This is a genomic window from Aeromonas sp. CU5 (assembly GCF_002586745.1).
GTDB lineage: Bacteria > Pseudomonadota > Gammaproteobacteria > Enterobacterales > Aeromonadaceae > Aeromonas > Aeromonas sobria.
Map to the genome: position 1 here is coordinate 652,835 of NZ_CP023817.1, position 20,774 is coordinate 673,608.

Annotated in this window: 32 protein-coding genes and 1 other RNA gene; 27 read left to right on the plus strand and 6 right to left on the minus strand. The window is 55.5% G+C overall.

The features are described from left to right. Positions 1 to 186 precede the first annotated feature (186 nt). A complete protein-coding gene (locus CK911_RS02975) occupies positions 187 to 933 on the minus strand; it encodes a helix-turn-helix transcriptional regulator (RefSeq protein ID WP_098968926.1) in 747 nt (248 codons plus the stop codon). 408 nt (positions 934 to 1,341) lie between these two features. Here CK911_RS02975 and CK911_RS02985 point away from each other — a divergent pair, with 408 nt between their 5' ends. The 12 genes from CK911_RS02985 (at position 1,342) to CK911_RS03040 (ending at position 7,951) form a co-directional block, all read left to right on the plus strand. Then, a complete protein-coding gene (locus CK911_RS02985) occupies positions 1,342 to 3,555 on the plus strand; it encodes a DNA-binding protein (protein WP_098968928.1) in 2,214 nt (737 codons plus the stop codon). A 42-nt stretch (positions 3,556 to 3,597) separates the two neighbouring features. Further along, complete coding sequence (locus tag CK911_RS02990) at positions 3,598 to 4,320, plus strand: AAA family ATPase (protein ID WP_098968929.1); 723 nt, start codon at positions 3,598 to 3,600, stop codon at positions 4,318 to 4,320. Positions 4,321 to 4,365: 45 nt separating this feature from the next. Beyond that, complete coding sequence (locus tag CK911_RS02995; RefSeq protein WP_134320756.1) at positions 4,366 to 4,983, plus strand: hypothetical protein; 618 nt, start codon at positions 4,366 to 4,368, stop codon at positions 4,981 to 4,983. After that, a complete protein-coding gene (locus CK911_RS03000; RefSeq protein ID WP_095592508.1) occupies positions 4,967 to 5,518 on the plus strand; it encodes a transcriptional regulator in 552 nt (183 codons plus the stop codon). Before CK911_RS02995 ends, CK911_RS03000 begins: the two co-directional genes overlap by 17 nt. A 56-nt stretch (positions 5,519 to 5,574) precedes the next feature. After that, positions 5,575 to 5,823, plus strand: a complete 249-nt coding sequence (locus tag CK911_RS03005; RefSeq protein ID WP_098968931.1) for a hypothetical protein — start codon at positions 5,575 to 5,577, stop codon at positions 5,821 to 5,823. A 19-nt stretch (positions 5,824 to 5,842) separates the two neighbouring features. After that, positions 5,843 to 6,022 carry a hypothetical protein gene (locus CK911_RS03010; protein WP_098968932.1) on the plus strand — a complete coding sequence of 60 codons (180 nt, stop codon included), beginning with the start codon at positions 5,843 to 5,845 and terminating at the stop codon, positions 6,020 to 6,022. Positions 6,023 to 6,032: 10 nt separating this feature from the next. Further along, on the plus strand, positions 6,033 to 6,653 hold the full coding sequence (locus CK911_RS03015; RefSeq protein ID WP_098968933.1) for a DUF3164 family protein: 621 nt from the start codon (positions 6,033 to 6,035) through the stop codon (positions 6,651 to 6,653). A 12-nt stretch (positions 6,654 to 6,665) separates the two neighbouring features. Further along, complete coding sequence (locus CK911_RS03020; protein ID WP_098968934.1) at positions 6,666 to 6,860, plus strand: hypothetical protein; 195 nt, start codon at positions 6,666 to 6,668, stop codon at positions 6,858 to 6,860. A 7-nt stretch (positions 6,861 to 6,867) separates the two neighbouring features. Next, positions 6,868 to 6,937, plus strand: an RNA gene (locus tag CK911_RS03025) — hammerhead ribozyme type II. A 45-nt stretch (positions 6,938 to 6,982) separates the two neighbouring features. Next, positions 6,983 to 7,240, plus strand: a complete 258-nt coding sequence (locus CK911_RS03030) for a hypothetical protein (RefSeq protein WP_068976970.1) — start codon at positions 6,983 to 6,985, stop codon at positions 7,238 to 7,240. Then, positions 7,227 to 7,493 carry a hypothetical protein gene (locus CK911_RS03035; RefSeq protein WP_098968935.1) on the plus strand — a complete coding sequence of 89 codons (267 nt, stop codon included), beginning with the start codon at positions 7,227 to 7,229 and terminating at the stop codon, positions 7,491 to 7,493. Before CK911_RS03030 ends, CK911_RS03035 begins: the two co-directional genes overlap by 14 nt. Continuing rightward, positions 7,493 to 7,951, plus strand: a complete 459-nt coding sequence (locus CK911_RS03040; RefSeq protein WP_098968936.1) for a gp16 family protein — start codon at positions 7,493 to 7,495, stop codon at positions 7,949 to 7,951. Before CK911_RS03035 ends, CK911_RS03040 begins: the two co-directional genes overlap by 1 nt. Positions 7,952 to 7,965: 14 nt before the next feature. Here the strand turns inward: CK911_RS03040 and CK911_RS03045 are convergent, their stop codons facing one another. From CK911_RS03045 to CK911_RS03055, 3 genes are all read right to left on the minus strand, one after another. Next, the gene (locus tag CK911_RS03045) at positions 7,966 to 8,727 is read right to left on the minus strand and encodes a toll/interleukin-1 receptor domain-containing protein (RefSeq protein WP_098968937.1); all 762 of its coding nucleotides are present in this window, start codon (positions 8,725 to 8,727) and stop codon (positions 7,966 to 7,968) included. Positions 8,728 to 8,797: 70 nt separating this feature from the next. Continuing rightward, positions 8,798 to 9,175 carry a hypothetical protein gene (locus CK911_RS03050; protein WP_098968938.1) on the minus strand — a complete coding sequence of 126 codons (378 nt, stop codon included), beginning with the start codon at positions 9,173 to 9,175 and terminating at the stop codon, positions 8,798 to 8,800. 27 nt (positions 9,176 to 9,202) lie between these two features. Next, a complete protein-coding gene (locus CK911_RS03055; RefSeq protein ID WP_098968939.1) occupies positions 9,203 to 9,508 on the minus strand; it encodes a hypothetical protein in 306 nt (101 codons plus the stop codon). 113 nt (positions 9,509 to 9,621) lie between these two features. Between CK911_RS03055 and CK911_RS03060 the strand changes: the two genes are divergently transcribed. The 12 genes from CK911_RS03060 (at position 9,622) to CK911_RS21575 (ending at position 17,363) form a co-directional block, all read left to right on the plus strand. After that, positions 9,622 to 10,041, plus strand: coding sequence for a Mor transcription activator family protein (locus tag CK911_RS03060; protein ID WP_098968940.1), 420 nt, complete (start codon positions 9,622 to 9,624; stop codon positions 10,039 to 10,041). A 215-nt stretch (positions 10,042 to 10,256) separates the two neighbouring features. Next, a complete protein-coding gene (locus CK911_RS03065; RefSeq protein WP_098968941.1) occupies positions 10,257 to 11,357 on the plus strand; it encodes an alpha/beta hydrolase in 1,101 nt (366 codons plus the stop codon). Positions 11,358 to 11,538: 181 nt separating this feature from the next. Continuing rightward, entirely contained in the window at positions 11,539 to 12,114 is a 576-nt protein-coding gene (locus CK911_RS03070) for a glycoside hydrolase family 108 protein (protein WP_098968942.1), read from the plus strand. Further along, positions 12,111 to 12,443 carry a hypothetical protein gene (locus CK911_RS03075; RefSeq protein WP_098968943.1) on the plus strand — a complete coding sequence of 111 codons (333 nt, stop codon included), beginning with the start codon at positions 12,111 to 12,113 and terminating at the stop codon, positions 12,441 to 12,443. Before CK911_RS03070 ends, CK911_RS03075 begins: the two co-directional genes overlap by 4 nt. Then, positions 12,436 to 12,657, plus strand: a complete 222-nt coding sequence (locus CK911_RS03080; protein WP_005353373.1) for a hypothetical protein — start codon at positions 12,436 to 12,438, stop codon at positions 12,655 to 12,657. Before CK911_RS03075 ends, CK911_RS03080 begins: the two co-directional genes overlap by 8 nt. Before the next feature lie 167 nt (positions 12,658 to 12,824). Next, positions 12,825 to 13,052: a TraR/DksA C4-type zinc finger protein gene (locus CK911_RS03085; protein WP_098968944.1), complete on the plus strand. Its 228-nt coding sequence runs from the start codon at positions 12,825 to 12,827 to the stop codon at positions 13,050 to 13,052. After that, positions 13,033 to 13,347 (plus strand): DUF2730 family protein, encoded by a 315-nt coding sequence (locus tag CK911_RS03090; protein WP_016350122.1) that lies wholly within the window; start codon positions 13,033 to 13,035, stop codon positions 13,345 to 13,347. The genes CK911_RS03085 and CK911_RS03090 overlap by 20 nt, the downstream gene beginning before the upstream one ends. Beyond that, the gene (locus tag CK911_RS03095; RefSeq protein ID WP_098968945.1) at positions 13,344 to 13,640 is read left to right on the plus strand and encodes a hypothetical protein; all 297 of its coding nucleotides are present in this window, start codon (positions 13,344 to 13,346) and stop codon (positions 13,638 to 13,640) included. The genes CK911_RS03090 and CK911_RS03095 overlap by 4 nt, the downstream gene beginning before the upstream one ends. A gap of 2 nt (positions 13,641 to 13,642) precedes the next feature. Next, a complete protein-coding gene (locus tag CK911_RS03100) occupies positions 13,643 to 14,218 on the plus strand; it encodes a DUF3486 family protein (protein WP_098968946.1) in 576 nt (191 codons plus the stop codon). Beyond that, positions 14,218 to 15,789 (plus strand): terminase family protein, encoded by a 1,572-nt coding sequence (locus tag CK911_RS03105; protein ID WP_098968947.1) that lies wholly within the window; start codon positions 14,218 to 14,220, stop codon positions 15,787 to 15,789. Before CK911_RS03100 ends, CK911_RS03105 begins: the two co-directional genes overlap by 1 nt. Next, on the plus strand, positions 15,789 to 17,087 hold the full coding sequence (locus tag CK911_RS03110; protein WP_098968948.1) for a DUF935 domain-containing protein: 1,299 nt from the start codon (positions 15,789 to 15,791) through the stop codon (positions 17,085 to 17,087). Before CK911_RS03105 ends, CK911_RS03110 begins: the two co-directional genes overlap by 1 nt. A gap of 147 nt (positions 17,088 to 17,234) precedes the next feature. Beyond that, complete coding sequence (locus CK911_RS21575) at positions 17,235 to 17,363, plus strand: hypothetical protein (RefSeq protein WP_301337402.1); 129 nt, start codon at positions 17,235 to 17,237, stop codon at positions 17,361 to 17,363. Between the two features lie 320 nt (positions 17,364 to 17,683). Here CK911_RS21575 and CK911_RS03115 read toward each other — a convergent pair whose 3' ends face one another. Together CK911_RS03115 and CK911_RS21315 are read right to left on the minus strand one after the other, a co-directional pair. Then, positions 17,684 to 18,346: a hypothetical protein gene (locus CK911_RS03115; RefSeq protein WP_098968949.1), complete on the minus strand. Its 663-nt coding sequence runs from the start codon at positions 18,344 to 18,346 to the stop codon at positions 17,684 to 17,686. A gap of 42 nt (positions 18,347 to 18,388) precedes the next feature. Further along, positions 18,389 to 18,532, minus strand: a complete 144-nt coding sequence (locus CK911_RS21315; protein ID WP_172953945.1) for a hypothetical protein — start codon at positions 18,530 to 18,532, stop codon at positions 18,389 to 18,391. Between the two features lie 173 nt (positions 18,533 to 18,705). Between CK911_RS21315 and CK911_RS03120 the strand changes: the two genes are divergently transcribed. From CK911_RS03120 to CK911_RS03130, 3 genes are all read left to right on the plus strand, one after another. Beyond that, positions 18,706 to 19,014 (plus strand): phage virion morphogenesis protein, encoded by a 309-nt coding sequence (locus CK911_RS03120; RefSeq protein ID WP_098968950.1) that lies wholly within the window; start codon positions 18,706 to 18,708, stop codon positions 19,012 to 19,014. Positions 19,015 to 19,204: 190 nt separating this feature from the next. Continuing rightward, complete coding sequence (locus tag CK911_RS03125) at positions 19,205 to 20,146, plus strand: hypothetical protein (protein WP_157774517.1); 942 nt, start codon at positions 19,205 to 19,207, stop codon at positions 20,144 to 20,146. An 8-nt stretch (positions 20,147 to 20,154) separates the two neighbouring features. Beyond that, the gene (locus CK911_RS03130; protein ID WP_216640693.1) at positions 20,155 to 20,766 is read left to right on the plus strand and encodes a hypothetical protein; all 612 of its coding nucleotides are present in this window, start codon (positions 20,155 to 20,157) and stop codon (positions 20,764 to 20,766) included. Positions 20,767 to 20,774 lie beyond the last annotated feature (8 nt).

The window sequence follows — 20,774 nt, forward strand, 5'->3', positions numbered from 1 at the left end:
AGGAATGGCGAGGCTTGTGGCGTGATGCGGTTAAACCAAGCCGTTTAACCGCAAAATGAAAACTTTAGAGTCAGGCAGCTAGTCGATGCACTGAAAATGAAAAACAGGCTGGCCGCCTGTTTTTTCTTTTGTGTGACAGCGAGTGGTTTAAATCCGGGTTTAAGCGACTGTCTGTAGCACCACCAGTTAAAAAAAGTCGTGCCCTGCCCAGACTACCTTGCCGATCACGGCCAGGTTCTCCAGCTGGTTGGCTGGAACGACCTGCAGGGGGTAATCATCACGGTTGTCGCTGATGATAGTGATCCCGCCATCGAAGCTTTTCTGCAGGCGCTTGGCGTAGAGCTCTTCCCCCAGGCGCAACACGAAGATGGATCCATCTTCGATCTGATTCTTGCTGATATCGACCAGGATAGAGTCACCAGAGTGGATGGTGGGCTCCATGCTGTCGCCTTTGGCGAAGACCACCACCAGGTTATCCGGGTTTAACTTGCGAAACGTGAGCCACTTGCGGCGAAAGGCCAGCTTGCGTTTAACCTCATGATCATCATTAAACGCACCATGGCCGGTACTGACGGTGACATGGTAGCCATCGATCAGCGCGTACTCCTCATCAAACTCCTCACGTTGCACTATCTGCTCGGCCGTTCCATTGGGATGTTTCGGGCCCTGACCGGTGGCCAGCCACTCCAGATTCACATTGAACGTCCGCGCGATGCGCAGCGCCTTGTCGATGGTGGGCAGTGAATTAAACGGAGGGAAGTATTTGCGCATCCCCGACTCACTCATCCCCACCAGTTCGGCAAATGCCTTGTAGCTCAGGCTCCCGCGCAGCTCATCCAGACGGTCACTCAAAGTATCCATTCCCGCCGTCAGAAAAGATACCTCACCGTCTTTTTGTACTGATTGTGGTTTTTCTTCATAACGCTCTGACATACAAGGAATTCTCGGCTAGTGGCTAATGCTGGTGAGTCGATAGACAAAAAATTCCGCACAAAAAGACTTGTCAATCTTTTTGGGGTGATCAATCATTCATATGTGACGCATTGCGACATAAAATCATTCTTTTATGAATGATAAAGATACGCACTGCGACACTTGATGATACCGAAACGGGGTGAGTATGTCAGGGAAAACACCAGAGTGGATCAGGGCTGAGCTCATAAAATGCGGATATTCCCAAGCTGCTTGGGCCCGCGCTAAAGGGTTGCACCCCCGAGCCGTACAGCGTTGCATCAAACACTATGCTCCTGCCAGAGGGATTAGCCCCAAGCGTCGGGAAAGCCGCGCCATCATGGCCCTGCTTTCCGAATCGCTGGGGATCGACCTGCTGGGAGGTAACCAATGAGCACCTGGTACACCGCCCAGGCGCTGGCCGGATTGGTCGGCATGCCCGCTTACCCCGATGGAGTGCGCAAAAAGGCCGAGCGTGAAGAGTGGCAAAGCCGCAAGCGCGAGAAAGGCAAAGGGGCCGAATACCACATTGGCTCACTGCCGATCGAAACTCGCCGTTACCTGGCAGAGCAAGCCGTGGCCGCACAAGGTCATGCGGTGACCGACCATGCAGCGGGTGGCAAGGCCATGGCCAAGTTGCTGGAGCGTGAGGTACCGGTCAAACCGGAGGCAGGCCGCAAATTGCTGACATTGGGGGAGGGGGCTCGCCAGAAGGTTGATGCCAGACTGCTGATCCTGCAGGCCGCCGATATCTTCCTGGCCCCCTATCACGCTTGTCAGCAAGGGGAGGTGGGTCGCCACGCCTTTATCGAGGCATACCGTACTCGCAGTCTCGCCTTGCCTGTCAGCGTTTATGAAAGGCAAAAGCCATTCAGTCTGATCACCCTGCGCCGTTGGCAAAGCTCGCTGGCCAATGAAGGCCCAGCCGCATTGGCTGGCAACTATCAGCGGGAGCGGCCATCAACCGTCGAACAGAGCCCGGATCTGGCCCAGTTTCTCACCGCCCTGGTCACTACCAAACCCCATCTGGCCAACAAGTGGGGGGCGCTGCACGAACTGGCCAGCCAATACAGCGAAATGAACCAGCTGGGATGGCAGATCCCCAGCCAATCCTCATTGCGCCGCTGGATGGTGAAATGGTTGGCAGAGAACAAGGTGGCGTTTACCTATACCACCAACCCGGATGCCTACAACAACAAATACCGCAGCGCGATCGAGGAGATGTACCCCTGGATGGCCCAGCCCAATGACGTGTGGGAATTCGATAGCACTCCGGTCGATGCCATGCTGGTGGATGGTCGCCACAGCATCATCGCGGTGATCGACGTGTATACCCGTCGCGTTCGTCTGCTGGTGGCCAAAAGCTCATCGAGCGAAGGGATCTGCTTGCTGCTGCGCAAGACTCTGCTGGCTTGGGGCACGCTTAACGATAACGGCGTGATGCGCACCGATAACGGCTCTGACTATGTGAGCCAGCGGGTCATGTCCATCTGCACCCTGCTTGGCATGAACGTCAGCCGCTCCAACGCCTACTCGGGGTGGGAGAAACCCCATATTGAGCGGTTTTTTCGCACCTTGAGCCACGGCCTGATCGAGCTGTTGCCCTCCTATATCGGCCACTGCGTGGCAGACCGTCAGGTGATCGAGGCGCGCAAGATCTTTGCCCAGCGCCTGGAGGAGAAGCGCAAACCGGATGCGCAAAAAGAGATTTACGAGCTGGCCATGACGGCCGCAGAGCTGCAAACCCTGCTCGATAACTGGCTCGATGCTCGGTACCACAACCGCAAGCACAGTGCCCTGGGGGTCAGCCCCAATGAAAAGTACCAACTGGCCCGTTATCAGCGCCGCGCCATCCCCGATGAAGCTGCGCTGGATCTGCTGCTCAACCATATCGGCGAGGCGACCGTCTCCAAAGGCTTTATCAAGGCCGGTGGCCTCAAATACAGCGCCCCCGAACTGTTGGAGCACAACTGGAAGAGCCAGCGGGTCAGCGTCTTTCTCGATCCGAGCGATGTGGGCCGCGCCATCTTGTACCGCACCGGCGATTGGAACGAGCGGATCGAGTCTATCAACATCGACTTGCTGGGCAATGGCATCAGTCCCGATGCCTTCCGGGCGGCCAAAAAAGCCGATGCCAAGGCGTTGGCCAGTTTTCGCCGCGAGATGCGCAACCTTGCCAAAACCTTTGGCATCGACCAGCTCCATCAGGATGTGGTGCGCCACTTCGTCGATCAGGCCAAGGGTATTGAAGCGTTCAGCCGTCGCGATCTCACCCTTGATAACCCGGCATTGGCCGCGCTCACCGGGGTCTCAACGTCCGCTGAACCCGCCCGTTTCAATGCGGCAGAGCTGGCCGCCATAGAAGCCAGACGGGAAGCGAAAGCGCAGCGGGCGCAAGCCACCGCAGGGCAGGAATCGAGAGCACTCAAGACCGAGTACGAGCAAGCCATCTATCTGGCAGAGCGGGAGGTGGATACCCCGCTGACAGAGCGGGAGAAGGAGTGGCTGACCCGATACCTCTACAGCCACAAGCTGATGGCAAAACGAATTAACCGCCATCTGGATGAAGTTCGGGCTGCCCGCCGCACCCAGGCAAAAGGTTAGTGAGTAGCCCGAAAAGGCCCAAAAACAAAGGACAAACCCACTATGAAACACAAGATCGTTGAAGTCAAAAACATGATCAAGACCGAGCAATTGCTCGATAACTTGCTCAACCGCTCCAGCATAGTGCCAGGCATTGGTCTGATCCACGGCCCCTCCGGCTTTGGCAAGACTACCGCCGTGGAGTGGCTGTTCAACCAGGACGAAGTGAACGGCATTTATGTCCGCTGCTACAAGGCCGACACGGTGACCAGCCTTCTGGAGCAGATTGCCAAAGAGATCGGCATTCCCCAGCGCCACAACCTGCGCGCCCAGGTCGATAGCATTGTCGAAGCCGTGCGGGCCGAAGAGCTGGCCATCTTCGTGGACGAGGCCGATTACGTGGTCGGCAATGCCCGCATCATGGAGACCCTGCGCGATATCTACGATGCCACCGAACAACCCCTTATCTTGGTCGGGATGGAAGAGATTGCCCGTCGGATCAGCCAGCGCAAGCAACTGTTTAACCGCATCTCCCAGTGGATCGAATTCAAACCGGCCGATCTCGATGACGTGTCCCTGATTGCCAGTGAAATGCTGGAGGTGGACGTGGAGATCGACGATGCACTGCTGGATCTGATCCGCAAGCGCTCCAACGGCGTGGTGCGCACCATCGTCTCGGCCCTCGACAAGATTGAAAAAATGGCGATGGCCTCTGATACCCGGATTATCCGGCTGGAGGACGTTGACGCCAGCGAGCTGCTCCATGACGTGCGTCGCAGCCGCTAGCCGTCAGGCTACAGCCAATAAAAACAAAGCACGGGAGGGATTCCAGTGGTTGGAAAAATCAGAAATAGCAATGCAGAAGAAGCATGGCACTGGATGTGTCAGCAGGACTCTTTCGACTTGTTTGAGCTGGTAGAGGGGAGCCAGCTCAAGCTGGGAAATGTCTATCTGATTGTGCGCCGTTGGCTGGCAAGTAGCCATTTGCGCTGCGTGTATCAAAAGCCGTTTGGTCGGCGGATATCGTTTCGCGGGAGCCGCTATCAGGTGATTGACCCATCTAACGTGCCGCAGTTTGGCTCAGGGAATCGCCAGACAAAGCATCGGAAAAAGCGCCGTATTCATCGAAAAACGGTGCAGCAAAAGATGTGGAACACCATGAAGATCAGCCGTTTTTTCACTCTGAGTGACCTCGCGATTACCTCTGGGGTCGATGACAGTGGCGCCAGCACTTACACCACCTTTTTGATCAGGGCTGGATATGTCCGGCTGGTGGACAAGATAGAGCGCTTCAAGGTGAAAGGGGATCAGAACCGCTACCAGTTGATCCGTGATACCGGACGTTTTGCTCCCATGGTGCGAGCAAAACAGGGGGGATGTTGGGATCAGAACGAGCAGCATTTTTATCAGTTTGATGTGAAGGAGGCTCCTCATGGAAACGTGGCTTGAGGTGTTGCAGGCCGAAGTGGCGGCCAGCTCGCTGGCCCAGGTGGCCGAGAAGCTTGGGCTCTCTCGCACCACCATCAGCCAGGTCTGCAACGAAAAGTATCCCGGCGATATGGCAAGGGTACAGACCCTGGTTGAAGGGGCCCTGATGGGCAACAAGGTGAGGTGCCCCATCCTGGGGGATATCCCTGCTCATCAGTGTCTCGCTCACCAACGTCGTGGCCCGAGCGAAGTAGGCAGCAGTCCCATGGATATCAAGCTCTGGAAAGCCTGCCGCAGCGGTTGCCCCCATAGCCAGCTGACCGAGGCGCAGCAACTGCGCCGTCCGATGCGGTTATCGGTAGAGCAGGGCAGTGGCCAGCAGAAAGCCGCGCGCTATGACGCCGAGGCCACCCTCTCCAGATTGCGCCGTCAGGCCAAAAGCGATGGCGACAATGCCAGCAGCAGCCTGCGCATTCTGAGTGAGCTGCTGGCCGAAGAGCTGAAAATCATGGCCATCAAATATAACCGGCTGCTCGACAAGCAAGCAGGCAAATAACGGTTGGTGGGGCTCTTTCGCGGTGGGCCCAGTGACGAGATCACAAGGAGAACGGGATGAAAAAGCATCTGCACAGCAATTTGCAAAAGACCGCCGAGCAACTCAGCCACTGGCTGACGGCCAAGGGATATGACGTTCGTACCAGTCGGGTTTGCCATACCCCGCTGCTGGCTGTTACCGGGCCACTGCCCAAAGAGATGCAGGCGCGCGCCGTGTTAAGCCGTGAATGTCTGTCGGGCGTGGTGCGTGAAGTCGCCCTGGTGCGCTTTGGGGGTTGCTTGCTCCACTGGCGCCAAGAATCCTGAAACCAACAAGGGCGATGAGATGAGCAAAATCCAGCTTGAGATAGAAGACGAGGAGCTGGCGCGGGTGGTGCTGCGCCAGTTACCCAAGTTTCTCGAATTCTGCAGCGCGACCCACCAGGAGGAGTTGGCGAGCGCAACAGCAGAGCAGTACAGCGCCGTGATGTGCCCTCCGGTGTCCGGCAGCAACAAGATTCATTAAGGAGAAGCCCATGCAAGAAGCACAAACCGCCAGTACTACCCCGATGCGCCAGAACGCCCAGGGGCACTGGGTACCGGAAAACCTGATCGCCCCGGCAGACAAGCTGCGCGACGAAGTGGTGCTGGCCATTATCGCCGCAGCTCGCGAGCAGCGCGCACAGCTGGCCGCCTTCAAGATTGGCGCCATGCAACAGATCGCCGACTTTGTAGATCTCTCGGCCGAGCAGTATGGCGTGGCATGGGGCGGTACCAAGGGCAACGTGACTCTGCTCAGTTTTGATGGCCGTTACAAGCTCATTCGGGCAGTGGGAGAGCACCGCAAATTTGATGAACGGATCCAGGCTGCCAAAGTGCTGATTGACCAGTGCATCGAACGCTGGAGTGATGGCGCCAGCAGCGAGATCCGCGCCTTGGTAGACCATGCCTTTCGGGTATCCAAGAGCGGTCATATCGACGTGAATCAGGTGCTCTCCCTGCGCCAGCTCAATATCGATGACCCGGATTGGCTGCTGGCCATGCAAGCCGCTGTCGATGCCATCCAGGTGACCGGTACCAGCCAATATCTGCGGCTCTACGAGCGTGACGCTCACGGGCGTTATATCCAGATGAGCCTGGATCTGGCCAAGGTATAAGGAGGAAGCGTGATGGAAATCAACGTGGAAAAAGCCGAAGAGCAGCTGCTGCTCTGTGAGCAGATCAGCGAAACCGAGGGCACCTGCTACCCCGATGACACCTATGAGGATGGCATCAAGGCCGCCCTGCTCTGGGCACTGGGGCTGGGGCCCGCGCCCCTCAATGCCGAGGAGTATCAAGGGGTGACGCCACTGCAGTTCGATTAATGACCCGATGCGAAACAGGGCGGCACTGCCGCCCTGTCTATCCGGTGTGGTGGCCGGGTACTGATGAGCAACCAAATGATCTGGGCCCAGGTCTTCACCGTCTTGATACAAGGAGCACGGCGATGACCAAAACAGAGATGGATATTCGGCTTACCAAGATATTCAGCAGCGCAGCCATTGCACTGGTAGCTGCTGACAAACGGGCTGTGTGCAAACAGCTCAAACAGTTTGATAAAGAGGCGCGCGCCCGTGGTTTTCATGCGCTGGCCGGAGAAGCCTGCCAGATGCGCTGGCAACTGGTGGCCGAACTGCAGCAGGCCAAATCGGCCAGAGATTGTGGCGGGGTACACGGAACCGGGGATCGCCATGGCCATCTATAGCCCACTGTTGGCTCCCCATATTCTGGCCCGTCGCCTGCAAAGCGGTCGGGCCTGCATCACCGAACTGGGGCTGGAGCAGCGCTGCCCCCGTTGTGGCGAGTTCTGGCCATGGGATACCGAGTTTTTCGGTTTGGCGAGCGATGCCTCTGGGCTCTCCAGCTGGTGTCGGGGGTGCCTCAATGAACACTACCAACAGCTGAGGGTGGCCGGGCAGCACCATGACAGTAAGGCGGAACCGGGAGTGGATAGGTGATGGACAAGCGCAGCAGATTGATCCGGCTGGTGCAGGTGGGGCGCCGTGCGTTGGCGCTCGATGACGAGTGTTACCGCGACCTGTTGGCCAGCCACACCGGCAAGCGCAGCGCCGCCCTGTTAAGCGAACAGGAGCTGGAACAGGTGCTGACTGCCTTCAAGGCGGCGGGCTTTATTCCCAAGCCTGCTCGCCATGCAGCCAACAGACGGCTGAGTCCTGCGTCCGGTGGCCATCTACGGGTCAATGAAATTGCCAAGATCAGGGCCATCTGGTGTGAGATGGCCCGCCTTGGCATTGTCAGGGATGGTTCGGAAACCGCATTAAACCGCTGGGTTCAACGGATGACCGCCCGTTTAAACGGTGGAGTAGGGGTGGCCGAGGTGGGATGGCTGGATGCGCCTCTGGCCGTCAAAGTGCTGGAGGCGCTGAAAAAATGGTTTAAGAGAAAAGTGATTTGATGAGCCTTGAGTGGTTAAAAAGGCACATCGAGAAGATCCTGAACAAAGCTGCTGGGTATGCGAAGCATTGTACTTATTTCTTCGACACTGTGGCCAGCCTTGCTAAGAGATAATATCTCATTTGTAGATATGGATCTTTTGGGGGGAGGCGGTGGTGGTGGTGCTATTTTTTTTGCTTGGAGTACAGTTGCGTTTTCTATTGCATTCACCCGGTTACCAAGTGAGCGGGTTATGTCTAGTATCTCACTCAATATATCTTGTTCTGAACGGGGTACTGGTGCTTCAGGATTTTTTGTTCGACTAAGGATTAGATTGAACTCAGTTTCAAATTGCTCCCAATAAGTATCGAAAACCGTCTCAAGAATGCGTGGGTCTAAAGAATTTCCTACAAGCCTGCTATTTAACGTCCGGACCAGCTCAAACATATTTTCACGATCTGGAAGTGTGTGGTTGAGCTGGGCTAATGGGTCCTTGATCTCACTGGGTTTAATGTCAACAAGTAGGGTGCAGACGCGAGCATTTGAAAGTCCCTTAGCCAAGGCTCCAGCCTCAAATAATATCCAAGGTCTTTCTTTATTTTCTTGTGTCAGGCAAATGATACCTGTGGTGGTATCCTGCAATTGATCTTGAATCTCACTAAACCAGAGAGCTCCACGGTCAATATCCTTGGTGGAAATCCATGGTCGAATCGCCTGCAGTACGCAACGTAGCCACTCATCCAGTAGCGTTGCTACTTGCTTGCTACGCTCCCCCGACCAACTCAGAAATACCTTCATCGCTTACCCCATTAACCTGCTGATTGAAGGAGGATTTTATCTGATGGGCGAAACAGGGGCCAGCAGAATCCTAGTCACTCCACCGCGCCAGCAAGCGGGCTAGAAAACCGAGCTGCCCTGAATGGTGTTGGCTCGGTTCCAGTTCCGTTGCCAACAGTTTGATACCTGCAATCAAGAGACCCAACCATAGGAATGCCATTCCAACGAACTCAGACCAATGTAGTCTGCGCGCAACAGCTTGGAAGGCCATGGTACGGAGATCCAGACCGGCTGTGAGCTGAGGGATTTCTTGAATCTTGCTGATGATCCATGCGGGTAGTAGCCAGTAGAAAAGCCCATATCCGATCAGGCCCAGCATTAGAGCACCCCACCAGGAACTCATCAGCATAGTGCTGGCGGTGCCGGTGATCAGTGACTGGTTTCTCCGTCGATAATAACGTCGTGCCATTTCCCCTCCTTAGGGTAAGTCGGAAGGTCAGTAGAGGCGGTTTCTGAGCTTTTTTAGACGAGATCGAGTGAGGTTGATACCGCTGAACATTATCATTACTCCGATCAATGCTATCGCCCCCCAGAGTATGTGAAATACCTGCGCAGGTATGATGCGGAAGTGCAAGGTCCCCGCAGCAAATTGCATCGGGTCTGGTTGGAAAAAGCCGGGGATAATCATCAGCAGCAGGCCAATCAGAGTGCAGGCATAGGCAGGGAAGAAGGCTGCTGGGGCCATATCCAGCATGACCATCATATCGAGCAGCCACTCTTTAAAGCGTTCATTCCATTTCATTCGTCTCAATCTCCCTTTGATAACGAGGGACTCAGTATGCGCTAAAAAATGTGCGCATAAAATGGCCTGTGTTCTAATCGGCGCACCGCTTTTTCTATTTTGCCGGGGGAGTCATGGAACAGAATCAGGACCTCTTTGCCGATGATCACGCCTCACTGGGGCAACTGGTCGATCGCCTCGACCAGATCCCGGCCTCGGAACTGACGGCCAAATGGCCCAAAGCCCTGAGCGAGCTGGTGGATGTGCTGGCCTGCGAGTTGGTCAGAGGTGGGATGGCACAAGAACAGGCCAAGGCTCAGGCCCGCAAGTTGGCGCTGGTACAGGCCCACTATATGGGGGGCCGGGCCTACTACCTCCCCACCGGGGATCATCTCAAGGCTGCGCTGCGGGATAGGGCTATCTGGGATGAGTTCAACGGCCGCAATATCGACCAGCTGGCTCGCAAGTACGGACTCTCGGTGCCACAGACCTATGCGATAGTGGCGGAGCAGCGGGGGCTGACCCGGCGGCGAATGCAGCCGGACTTGTTCTAGACATCGTCTAAGTCGGGTTCTTTCTATTATAGCTACGATTATTTTGGTATCTATTATGGTTATTTCATTATGATGCTTCGGTTCTTGTAGTGTGTTTTTTAGTTAGTGTTGTAGTTTAGACTGTATGAAATGTATTCTATCATGGATGGGTGATATGTTATTCATCTGAAACAGGTCAGGTACCTCGAGTACTTGGTACCTTAAGGATCCAAGTCATGAATACATACCTAAAGCTATTAATTATTGCAGTTGTAGGACTGGTAGGACTGACGAGCTGTACTTCTAATGCACCACCAGCGCCAGCGCCACTACCGCCGCTAGTAGAGAGTAAGAACTTCGCCGTAGTACGCGTTTTATATGCAACAGACCGTAATTACATTCCTGGCGCTAAATCCGCTGAAATGTATGGTGAAGAGCGGGCGCAGCTTAGCTTTGGCTATTGTGATATAAGCATTCCACGAGACCATCATAAGGGGGAGTTGGAATCGCCTTCAATTTGGCGGCTCGAATTTAGTGAAGACCCAGCCAAGCATGTCGTGCTCCTTGACACGCAAATGAAATCGAAGAATGAGTTTTTCGATGATCTGGCTTCTCGAGTCCGTACTTCCGCACGAAAGAGTACATTTTTATTCATTCATGGATATAACGTGACGTTCGAGGATGCAGCAAGAAGAACGGCGCAGATGTCGTATGATCTCGATTTCGAGGGCGCAGCTGTTTTCTATAGCTGGCCGTCGCAAGGAACCGCTCCTGCGTATACTGCTGACGAACAAAACGTAGAATGGGCTCAGAGTAACTTGCGAAGCTTTCTTGAAGATTTTTTCCAGCGGTCAGAAGCGGAAAACGTATATTTGATTGCACACAGTATGGGAAACCGCGCATTGACACGTGCGCTAATATCCCTCTTAACTGATAAGCCAGAACTTCGAAGCCGACTGGCAGAGGTTATTCTTGCTGCACCGGATATTGACGCTGATGTATTTAAACGAGATATAGCTCCTTCACTTACCGCGGCAGGACGCCCAATCACGTTGTATGCATCATCCAAAGATCTTGCATTGATCGCATCAAGAAAAATTCATGGGCATGCGCGAGCTGGCGATTCAGGACAAGGGGTACTCGTGATTCCTGGCGTCGAAACAATTGACGCAACATCTGTTGATACAAGTCTTCTGGGACACTCTTACTATGCCGAGTCGCGAGATATTCAAACGGATATGAGTGAGCTAATTAAGTATCGAGCAAGGGCCGATCAGCGCTCCGAACTCCAGCGCGCCCAATCGCAGGCAGGTCGGTACTGGGAATTTAAGCCTTGAATCGACGTAACTACGCATGTCATCACCATGGAAAATAAAAAGTGCTCCACTTGAGGTTTGCCTCTTTTACTACTGGTTATGGTTGTCGTTAGACAACTGATTCTTATGTAACCCACCATAAACCCATGCCATAGAGGTCCCTCGGTACGCTGCTGATAACGCAGTTCACCGAGGGGCCTTTATGTTATCACTCGCTCTTAAATGGCTGCTCCGTCCCGATGTGGAAGGGGGCGAAGTCAATCATCCCGCCGACCGTGGTGGTCATACCAAGTACGGCATTGCCGATGCCGCCGATGGCAAGAAGGACGGCATGGCCGACCTCGATCGGGATGGGGTACCCGATATTACTATCGGTGATCTGACCCCCGCCCATACCGAGCCCTTTTACCGCCAGAACTACTGGGCGCCCGCCCGCTGTGACCTTATTGCCAGCTTAAGCCCGGCCCTCTCTATCGCCGTGTTTGATGCAGCGGTGCATCACGGGCCGAAACGCGCTATCCAACTGCTGCAGCAGGTCTTGGGGGTGATGGCAGATGGCCGCCTTGGCCCGGTGTCGATTGGCAGGCTCAAGCAGCAACTGGGCGCTAAGGGGGAGACCTCATTCCTGCTGGCGCTGATGATGCAGCGGGCCAGCTTCATGCACGGCATTGTGCGCAAAGACCCGAGCCAGTGGGCCAATGCCGATGGCTGGATCAACCGGCTGCTGCGTCTGCAGAGCTACCTCCTTTCCGATGTGGTTGGCGAGGTGGTGGCATGAGCGTGCTGACTATCAAGCAACAGAAAGCTGCAGCCGCGCTCCAGGCTGCGGGCTGCTTTGGCATTCCTGAGCTCAAAAACCCCCGTTATCTCGCTTGCTTCAAGGATGGGCGCAAAGCCCATCTCAAGGCCGCTTTGGCCAATCAGATCGCTGACCCGAAGGCGATCCCGCTCTATAGCCACCACAAGACCCGTCAATCCCTCTTCGGCTCTTTGTTGACAAATAAGGGGTGGCGTTCGGTGACCGAACTGGATCGCCTGCGGGCCCGTGCCCGTCATTCCCAACCTCCGTTATTTCAACCCAAAAAGAAGGAAGTCCATCATGCCTGATTCCCTGTTACCTCAAGCGAAATCTGCCTTTAAAAGCCGCACTGTGATCGGTGGTGTGATTGCCGTGGGGGCCGGTATTGCGGGCCTGTTCGGTGTGCCGGTCGATGCGGGTACCCAAGCCAGCCTGGCATCCACCCTGGTGGATCTGGCCAGTGCGGTGGGTGGCCTACTCGCTATCTGGGGCCGCATCAAGGCGACCCATACCGTCCGTTAGAACACAGTATGAGCCTGTTCCAGTAGGCGTGATTGGCGCAGCCAGTTTGGTCTCGGACAGCGCGCAGAAACCGCAGCGTACACGCAGTACGTGAGGCTTTCGAGCACTGCCCAGGGCCAAAATGGCAAGTGAAATAGCCTAATGGGATGGGCTCCGGGAGAGGTCATGTGACAGACCATATAGACCGCGCCCAGCAGGCCGATGCCGATCGGACTGAGCGCATTATCGAAGCCCACCAGAACAGGGCAAGGCCACACGGCGATGGTATCTGCTGCGATTGTGACGACGCCATCCCGCCCTCCCGCCTTGCAGCCGAGCCTGGTGCCGAGCGCTGTATCGAGTGCCAGACCCTGTATGAGCGCAAGGAGGCGACCCGTGTGGGAATTCATCGTTAAGAACTGGGGGCCGCTCTATGCGTTGGCCAGTTTGGTTGGGCTGGTGGTCATCATCTTGCTCTCCAAGACCTACGCCAAGCGCGAAGACCTCACTGCCCTGGTGCAGAGAGTCCAGCGGGTGGAGCAGGTACTGGCTGATCTGCCGAGCGAGCGTGAGCTGCACAAGCTGCAGTTGGAGATCAGCGAGTTGCGGGGGGAGTTGCGGGAGGTGAAGCCGGAGCTGCGCCAAGCCCGTCGCCTTGCCGATCTGCTGTTGGAAAATGAGCTTGCCGCCGTACAGAAGGAGAAGCCATGAGCATTCAAGCGATATTGGACGCCCAGCAGCGACTGGTGATCCTGCGCTCCCTGCTGGATATCGGTGGTGCCGCCAACGAGTCAATCCTCAATGACTGCCTCGACCAGTTGGGTACCGGCCGGGTGACGCGGGATCGGGTGAAGACCCTGCTGGCCTGGCTGGAAGAGCAGGGGCTGGTGCGCATCGAGCGACTGGCCACGGTGCAGGTGGCTCACCTGACCGGGCGGGGCCAGGACGTGGCAGAGGGCCGGGCAACTGTGCCCGGCGTCAAGAAGCCCAGGGCGGAGGATTGACCATGGCCGATAAACCGACCCGAGGCCGCGCCAGCAAGGTGTGGCTGCTGCCTGAGTCCATCCGCAACGCGCTCAACGAGATGCTGCGGGACAAGGGCAACAGTCAGGCCGCCATCCTGGATGAGATCAACGGCCTGATCGAGGAGGCGGGGTTGCCCGATGAGCTCAAGCTCTCCCGCTCCGGGTTAAGCCGTCATGCCAGCCAGGTTGAACAGGTCGGCCAGCACCTGCGGGATTTGCGAGAAACCACGGCCGCCTTGACCTCCCAGCTTGGCGACAAGCCGATGGGGGAGACCACCAAGCTCATTCTGGAGCTGGGCCGCTCCCAGCTGTTCAAGGCGATGCTGGCTCAGGTGCAGAACCCGGAGGAGGCGGTGGATATCGACATGCTGAAAAACGCCATGCTGGCGGCCCAGCGGCTCGAATCAACCGCCATGCAGAGTCATAAGCGGGAGAAAGAGATCCGCCAGGCATTTGCCGAAGAGATCGCCGCCAAGACCGAAGCGATCGTGACTCAGGCGGGCCTGAGCGGTGAGGTTGCTGCCGAGATTCGCCGTGAAATATTGGGGATTGCCTGATGACTGCCATTGCACAGACCCCTATCGCCCAGCAGTTGGCCCAGACCCTGGGTACCGAATACAACCCCGACGAGGTGTTGCTGCCGTACCAGCGGATCTGGATTGCCGACGAGAGCCAGCTCAAGATCGCCGAGAAGAGCCGCCGTACCGGTATCACCTGGGCGGAGGCGGCTGACGCGGCCCTGACGGCCGCCAAGACCAAGACGGCCGGGGGTTGCCACCACTTCTATGTGGGTAGCAACAAGGAGATGGCCCGCGAGTTTATCGATGCGGTGGCGATGTGGGCCAAGGCGTACAGCAAGGCGGCCGGTGAGATCCAGGAGGAGGTGTTCACCGACGATGAGGATAAAGCGATCCTCACCTTCGTGGTCTATTTCGCCTCGGGCTTCAAGGTGCAGGCGCTCTCCAGCAACCCCTCCAACCTGCGGGGGATGCAGGGCAATGTCACCATCGACGAGGCCGCTTTCCACGACCGACTGGCCGAGGTGTTGAAGGCCGCCATGGCGCTGACCATGTGGGGTGCCAAGGTGCGGTTGATCAGTACCCATAACGGCGTCGATAACCTGTTTAACCAGCTCATCAATGACAGCCGAGCGGGCCGTAAAGAGTATTCCATCCATACCATCAGCCTGGACGATGCTTGCCGCCAGGGGCTCTATCGTCGGATCTGCCAAGTCAAGGGCGGCCTTTGGACACAGGAAGCAGAGGATGCCTGGAAGGCGGGGCTGCTCAAGGCCACTGCCACCGAAGAGGATGCCCTTGAGGAGTATTTCTGCGTACCCAAGCAGAGCAGCGGTGTCTATATCAAGCGCACCCTGATCGAACGGGCGATGCAACCGGATATCCCCATCCTGTGCTTTACCGCCCCCAAAGACTTTGAGCTCTCGAGCGAGGAGACCCGCAAGGCGGTGGTGGATATCTGGTGCGAGGAGAACCTCAAGCCCTGTCAGGAAGCGCTCGATCGCAGTTGCCGCCATGTGTTGGGAGAGGACTTCGCTCGCAAGGGGGACTTGTCGGTGTTCGTGCCGCTCTCCATCGCCACCAACTTGCGCAAACAGGTGCCCTTTGTGGTGGAGCTGGTCAATGCCCCCTATGAGAGTCAGCGCCAGATCCTGTTCTACCTGCTGCAAGGGTTGCACCGTTTTACTGCGGCGGCCTTCGATGCCACCGGTAACGGCGGCTATCTGGCGGAGGCAGCCAGACTGCGCTGGGGCGCCAGCATGATCGAGTGCGTGATGCTCAATGACCCTTGGTATCGGGAGTGGATGCCCAAGCTCAAGGCAGAGTTTGAGGATGGCAACCTGACCATCCCGCGCCATGCAGACGTGCAGGATGACTTGGGGAAAATCCAGGTCATCAATGGCATCCCCAAGATCGACAAGGGCCGCTCTCTTTCCAAACACGCCGGCCAAGGAGGCCAACAGCGCCACGGTGACTTTGCGGTGGCCTTGGCCATGGCGGTGCGGGCCAGCTGGATGGAGGGGGGCGCTATCGAGTTCACCCCGCTGCCCAACAAGCGCGATGAAGCAAGGGGCGATAACCATTATTCGTTCGAGAGAGGGGCCTGGTAATGGGCAGGATCATCGATATCAACGGCAATCCCCTGCGGATGGAAAAAGAGCCGCAGACCGAGAACTCGGCGGCGCTTGCCCAGTTGCGCCGTCACTATAGTGAACACCCCACGGTGGGGCTCACCCCGAGCAGGGCGGCAGCCGCATTGAAGGAGGCAGAACAGGGCAACCTGATCGCCCAGTGCGAGCTGGCCGAAGACATGGAAGAGAAAGACGCCCACCTGCAGAGTGAACTCGGCAAACGCCGCCGCGCTCTGTTGGGGGTCAGCTGGACAATCGAGCCGCCCCGCAACGCCACCCCGGCGGAGAAGCGTGACAGCGAGATGATCCGCGAGCTGATTGAGGACTTTACCTGGTTTGATGATGCCATCTTTGACGCCACCGATGCGGTACTCAAGGGGTTTTGTGCCCAGGAGTTTTGCGGCTGGGAGTTGGTGGAGGGGTTGCAGCTCCCCAAGGGCATCATCTGGCGAGATCCTGCCTGGTTTCAGACCCACCCGGACGATCGCAACCAGTTGCGGCTGCGGGATAACAGCCACGAAGGGGTTGCCCTCCACCCCTTTGGCTGGCTGCTGCACAAGGCCAAGTCCAAATCGGGGTATCTGGCCCGCACCGGCCTTGTCCGCACCCTGGTCTGGCCGTTCCTGTTCAAGAACTACAGTGTGCGGGATCTCGCCGAGTTTCTGGAGATCTACGGCCTGCCGGTGCGCCTTGGCAAATACCCGGAAGGGGCGACCGAGAAAGAGAAGGCCACTCTGCTGCAGGCGGTGCTCTCCATTGGTCATAACGCCGGGGGCATTATCCCGCGCGGGATGGAGATTGAGTTCGAGAACGCCGCCAGCGGTCAGGCTGATCCCTTCGTGGTGATGATGGATTGGTGCGAGCGTTCCATGAGCAAGGCCATCCTGGGGGGCACCTTGACCTCACAGGCCGATGGCAAGAGCTCGACCAATGCCTTGGGCAATGTCCATAACGAGGTGCGCCAGGAGGTACGGGATGCAGATCTCCGCCAGCTGGCCGCCACCCTGACCCGCGATCTGGTCTATCCCCTCTATGCCCTGAACGGCAAGAGTTATCAGGGCCCCCGCCGCAGCCCCCGGCTGGAGTTTGATGTGACCGAGCCGGAGGATATCTGCCGTTATGCAGACAGCCTGCCCAAGCTGGCCGCCTGCGGCATGCGCATCCCGCTCGACTGGGCCCACAAGAAGATGCAGATCCCGCAGGCCGAGCCCGATGAGCCGCAACTGGTTGCCGCTACGTCGGCCAGCAAACCGCCAGCTGATAAAGGGGAGGGGTGATGGCGGCTGCTGTTTTTAGCGACCGCTCTTCTTTAGCCCCCTCTCCCCTTGCGGGAGAGGGTTGGGGTGAGGGGGGGGTAACGTCAGTTTGTCGTTGGCATAACAAGAGTCAGGGGCGGATCAGATGGCACATAAAACGAGGCGGTGGTGAACGTGGTGGGGCTGATGGAGGCGAGCGACTATCTGGCTCCCTTGCTGGCGGGGATGACCGATGCCGTTCAGGCGCTGATGCCGAGGAGCCACGTTTGCCGCAAGCAGCTCCCTCTCCCACTCTGATTGTCGCAAAAAAGGGAGAGGGTTGGGGTGAGGGGGAGGTTGCAGGGGGAAAATAAAAATACCCAAGCGGCCAGATACTGACGGCTTGGGTATCGCGCCCACCCCTATCCCTGTTGGTATACAGCCATTTCGGCTACTGGGTGACCTGTTCGCCTAGCTCTGTATGAGCCGCCTGCATACCCCTTGTCGATTTGAATCGCGCCGTGAGAGCAAAGGGCTGTTCACAGGGCTTAACTCGCAAGAGTGCTCAAATCTGTGGCGGTATTGCCGCCTTTCAGAGCGTTAAGGTGCTCTGACACCTGTTTGGGTGTCCGGTGAGGCTACCACTGTGCCGGGTACTCCTCAATCCCTTCCACCGGAAAGCCGTGTTGGAGCAGGGCTTGGCGGATCAGAAAGGGGAGGGGGTGGCCATCGCTAGGCCACTTTTTTGTCATGTTCGCGCAGGAGACATCAATCAGTTGCACCAACTCTTTGCCAGTCTGAGGCTCAAAAATGAATGAGTTCCAGATCGCTTCGTCCTGATAGCTATCGATTAATAGACCGTCATCGAGTGGGATGCGATTTTGCTCGACCAGTCGAAAGCTATCTTGACCCTGGTGGTGCACAATCAGGCGTACTTCTGGGTTGTTTTTATGCAGTTTCCCGCTCTTGGTTTCGCGCCGCAGGTTGTAGAAGATGTGCTGGAAAATAACCTTGCCCTCAACCCGATAAAATTTCTTCGTCTTGGTTTCATCATCGATAGACCAATAGAGGCGAAAGGATTGGCGGCGCAGCGTATGGCCATAGCGGGTCAGCAATTCGGTCAGTTGCCCCTCATTGGCCAGTTTTGTCCCTTTTGCCCACGCGCTGACAATAGATTGCTGGGTTCGGCAAAGTGCGGCGATCTCTTTTTGCGTAAGACCATCGTTGAGGGCAAGCCGGATAAGGGCCCGAGTCTGTTTAAAGGGGCGCTTGGCGCCGGTGGATTGCTCGTTCTGTGTCATAGGGATCCAGATAAGGGGGGACGAGCCCCCGGTGTCTCTTGCTTACTTTTTGCCGCTGCTTTTCGGGTTCTGCGGATTCAATTGCCAGCCACGGTGCCCCTGATTACGGTCATAGGTAGGGTTGGTACCGTTCGAGCCTTTGTTGGGGTTGCTGATATCGGCATTGTGGTTTGATTGCTTGGTCATAACATTCTCCCTTGTGTGTGTGATGACGAGAGAAATGTTAGCTAATTCATAATCTTATACCATTGATGATTTAATGATAAAAGTTGATAAACCGTGATATTTGACCTGGCTGCCCAATTTTCACTGGGCGCAGGATACGAGCACTGGCACAACAAGCAGCAGGGGGTAATCAGATGGCAAATAACGAGAGTGCGCTCAATATGGTGGGGTTGGTGGCGGCGAGCGACTATCTGGCCAGCTTGCTGGCACGGCTCGCTGCACTGGAGCAGGGGAACGGTGTGGCGGCGGTCAGCGCTGTGCCAGAACTGCTGGCTGCCCAGCCCGATCCCCGCTCTCTCTACTTCGGTACCCCGCTTGAATATGGCGCGGCCCACCAGTTCGGCCGTGAGGAGACTCACTTGCCCGAGCGCCCCTATCTGGGGTTGTCAGAAGAGGACAAGCAAAGCGTGTTGGAGACGCTGGAGGGGTATGTTGTTCCATAGCTCTTCTAGCTACGTATACGGACTGCCAACTTCTGGCTAGGTCGATGTATAGCCCGCAGGGTTTTGTCTTGTCTGTTCATGATTTAAACAGTGTTAAACAGCATTGCTTTATTGAGTCAGCTCATAGTAATCGATTTCACCAGAGGGTATATTTCGAGACCTACTACTTTGGCGACTGGAGAATCGTATCGTGCTGGCATCGAATGAGCGTTGGGTATTCTGTTATGACTTATTTTTGGAAGCAACGCCAGAAGCTGCCAATGGACAGTTTGTGATGCGCGAAGTCGTGACAAACTTGGCTGAGATGATACGCCAGCAGTCAGCTTTCAAAATGTACAGCGAAGAAACACAGGTCTTTAGATTGACTGATCTGCGCTATACAGATGACATGGACATTGCTTGTTTTCTAGTGCAGCTTGGGGATAAGAATGGTTCTGATCCGGTGTTTGCGAACTTGACTACAGGCGAGTTGCGAACGGAGCCTAAGCTGGAGGGTGAAGGTATCGCACTATCAGCTCATTTCATGCTCTCACTTGATTCTGTGGATGCAACAAATATTCGTTTTCATGCAGTGATGGAAGAGGTTCCAGGGATCACAAAATCTAGAGTTGCCCCTTTTTTGACCGCACTACTGAAAGATGCTTTTGAAGGGTATACGTTCGTTGATCCAGACACGCGAACCGAAAATCGGTGTCGTCCAATGTGTAAATTGTCTGGTCGACCCAGTCAGAGCCTAGAAGAGTCCTTAGAAGAAGGCGTTTTAAAAGGACTGACATTAGTTAAACATGAAGTGGTTGATGGCATCATGGATGGAGACCCGTACTCTCAGTTTGTAGAGCATACGGTACGGATACAAGTGACGACCCAACCAGAAACATGGCTTGATAGAATCACTTGGCTGAATGAGTGGCGACAAAAAGCATCAAATCATGGATTTGATCAGTTAAAGGTTTTGTACAAAAGACCAGAAGGAAGACAAAAAACTGTCACGATGGATCGTGAAGAGGATGCAGCCAATGCTCTTTTCACTAGGCAAGAGCAGTTTATCTTGGATAGTAATATAAACCAATGTGAGCAGGCCATTCATGAAGAGCTGTTCAATAAAATGGTTACTTTGCTAAGGAGCTTATAGGTGATTTTATGATGGCTTTGAGGGGAGTGGTGAAAAAGCTAGTGGCACCAATGAGTTATCTTAGAATCTTTCATTCTGAGAAGATTTGGTTTGACTATTTTTTACCACTTTTCTTGGCGGTAGTATGCACTGCCGGGTATGCCTTTATGCCTAAGCCATTCCCTTTGATGGGGCCGTCTGGACTAATCGTGCAGATTAATGGGCTATTGCAGGTGCTGATAGGTTTTTATATTGCATCATTAGCTGCGGTCGCAACCTTTCAAGGGCAAGGTATGGATGAGTTCATGGATGGAACTCCACCTACATTAAAAGAGGAGATAAAGGGGGCAAAAAAAATTATAAAGCTTAGTCGGCGACGTTTTCTAAGCTATCTGTTTGGCTATTTGGCATTAATGAGTCTCGCTGTTTTTTTTGCTGGTGTAGTTGTTAATTTAGTATCGCCATCCTTGTCTCAATGGTTCGCAGGCTTTGATTGGGGCAATTATTATAAGTTGGGCTTGTTATTCGTTTATTTGTTTTTTATTTGCAATGTATTCATAACAACATTGTTGGGACTGTATTACTTGACTGTGCGAATTCATCAGCAAAAAGGAGAAATTCGACCTCCTTCAAAAGACTAGTAACCCAC

Coding starts and splice junctions, on each gene's coding strand:
- CK911_RS02975 (WP_098968926.1), bottom strand. CDS start 933: ATGTCAGAGCGTTATGAAGAAAAACCACAATCAGTACAAAAAGACGGT.
- CK911_RS02985 (WP_098968928.1), top strand. CDS start 1,342: ATGAGCACCTGGTACACCGCCCAGGCGCTGGCCGGATTGGTCGGCATG.
- CK911_RS02990 (WP_098968929.1), top strand. CDS start 3,598: ATGAAACACAAGATCGTTGAAGTCAAAAACATGATCAAGACCGAGCAA.
- CK911_RS03000 (WP_095592508.1), top strand. CDS start 4,967: ATGGAAACGTGGCTTGAGGTGTTGCAGGCCGAAGTGGCGGCCAGCTCG.
- CK911_RS03005 (WP_098968931.1), top strand. CDS start 5,575: ATGAAAAAGCATCTGCACAGCAATTTGCAAAAGACCGCCGAGCAACTC.
- CK911_RS03010 (WP_098968932.1), top strand. CDS start 5,843: ATGAGCAAAATCCAGCTTGAGATAGAAGACGAGGAGCTGGCGCGGGTG.
- CK911_RS03015 (WP_098968933.1), top strand. CDS start 6,033: ATGCAAGAAGCACAAACCGCCAGTACTACCCCGATGCGCCAGAACGCC.
- CK911_RS03020 (WP_098968934.1), top strand. CDS start 6,666: ATGGAAATCAACGTGGAAAAAGCCGAAGAGCAGCTGCTGCTCTGTGAG.
- CK911_RS03030 (WP_068976970.1), top strand. CDS start 6,983: ATGACCAAAACAGAGATGGATATTCGGCTTACCAAGATATTCAGCAGC.
- CK911_RS03035 (WP_098968935.1), top strand. CDS start 7,227: ATGGCCATCTATAGCCCACTGTTGGCTCCCCATATTCTGGCCCGTCGC.
- CK911_RS03040 (WP_098968936.1), top strand. CDS start 7,493: ATGGACAAGCGCAGCAGATTGATCCGGCTGGTGCAGGTGGGGCGCCGT.
- CK911_RS03045 (WP_098968937.1), bottom strand. CDS start 8,727: ATGAAGGTATTTCTGAGTTGGTCGGGGGAGCGTAGCAAGCAAGTAGCA.
- CK911_RS03050 (WP_098968938.1), bottom strand. CDS start 9,175: ATGGCACGACGTTATTATCGACGGAGAAACCAGTCACTGATCACCGGC.
- CK911_RS03055 (WP_098968939.1), bottom strand. CDS start 9,508: ATGAAATGGAATGAACGCTTTAAAGAGTGGCTGCTCGATATGATGGTC.
- CK911_RS03060 (WP_098968940.1), top strand. CDS start 9,622: ATGGAACAGAATCAGGACCTCTTTGCCGATGATCACGCCTCACTGGGG.
- CK911_RS03065 (WP_098968941.1), top strand. CDS start 10,257: ATGAATACATACCTAAAGCTATTAATTATTGCAGTTGTAGGACTGGTA.
- CK911_RS03070 (WP_098968942.1), top strand. CDS start 11,539: ATGTTATCACTCGCTCTTAAATGGCTGCTCCGTCCCGATGTGGAAGGG.
- CK911_RS03075 (WP_098968943.1), top strand. CDS start 12,111: ATGAGCGTGCTGACTATCAAGCAACAGAAAGCTGCAGCCGCGCTCCAG.
- CK911_RS03080 (WP_005353373.1), top strand. CDS start 12,436: ATGCCTGATTCCCTGTTACCTCAAGCGAAATCTGCCTTTAAAAGCCGC.
- CK911_RS03095 (WP_098968945.1), top strand. CDS start 13,344: ATGAGCATTCAAGCGATATTGGACGCCCAGCAGCGACTGGTGATCCTG.
- CK911_RS03100 (WP_098968946.1), top strand. CDS start 13,643: ATGGCCGATAAACCGACCCGAGGCCGCGCCAGCAAGGTGTGGCTGCTG.
- CK911_RS03105 (WP_098968947.1), top strand. CDS start 14,218: ATGACTGCCATTGCACAGACCCCTATCGCCCAGCAGTTGGCCCAGACC.
- CK911_RS03110 (WP_098968948.1), top strand. CDS start 15,789: ATGGGCAGGATCATCGATATCAACGGCAATCCCCTGCGGATGGAAAAA.
- CK911_RS03115 (WP_098968949.1), bottom strand. CDS start 18,346: ATGACACAGAACGAGCAATCCACCGGCGCCAAGCGCCCCTTTAAACAG.
- CK911_RS21315 (WP_172953945.1), bottom strand. CDS start 18,532: ATGACCAAGCAATCAAACCACAATGCCGATATCAGCAACCCCAACAAA.
- CK911_RS03120 (WP_098968950.1), top strand. CDS start 18,706: ATGGCAAATAACGAGAGTGCGCTCAATATGGTGGGGTTGGTGGCGGCG.
- CK911_RS03130 (WP_216640693.1), top strand. CDS start 20,155: ATGATGGCTTTGAGGGGAGTGGTGAAAAAGCTAGTGGCACCAATGAGT.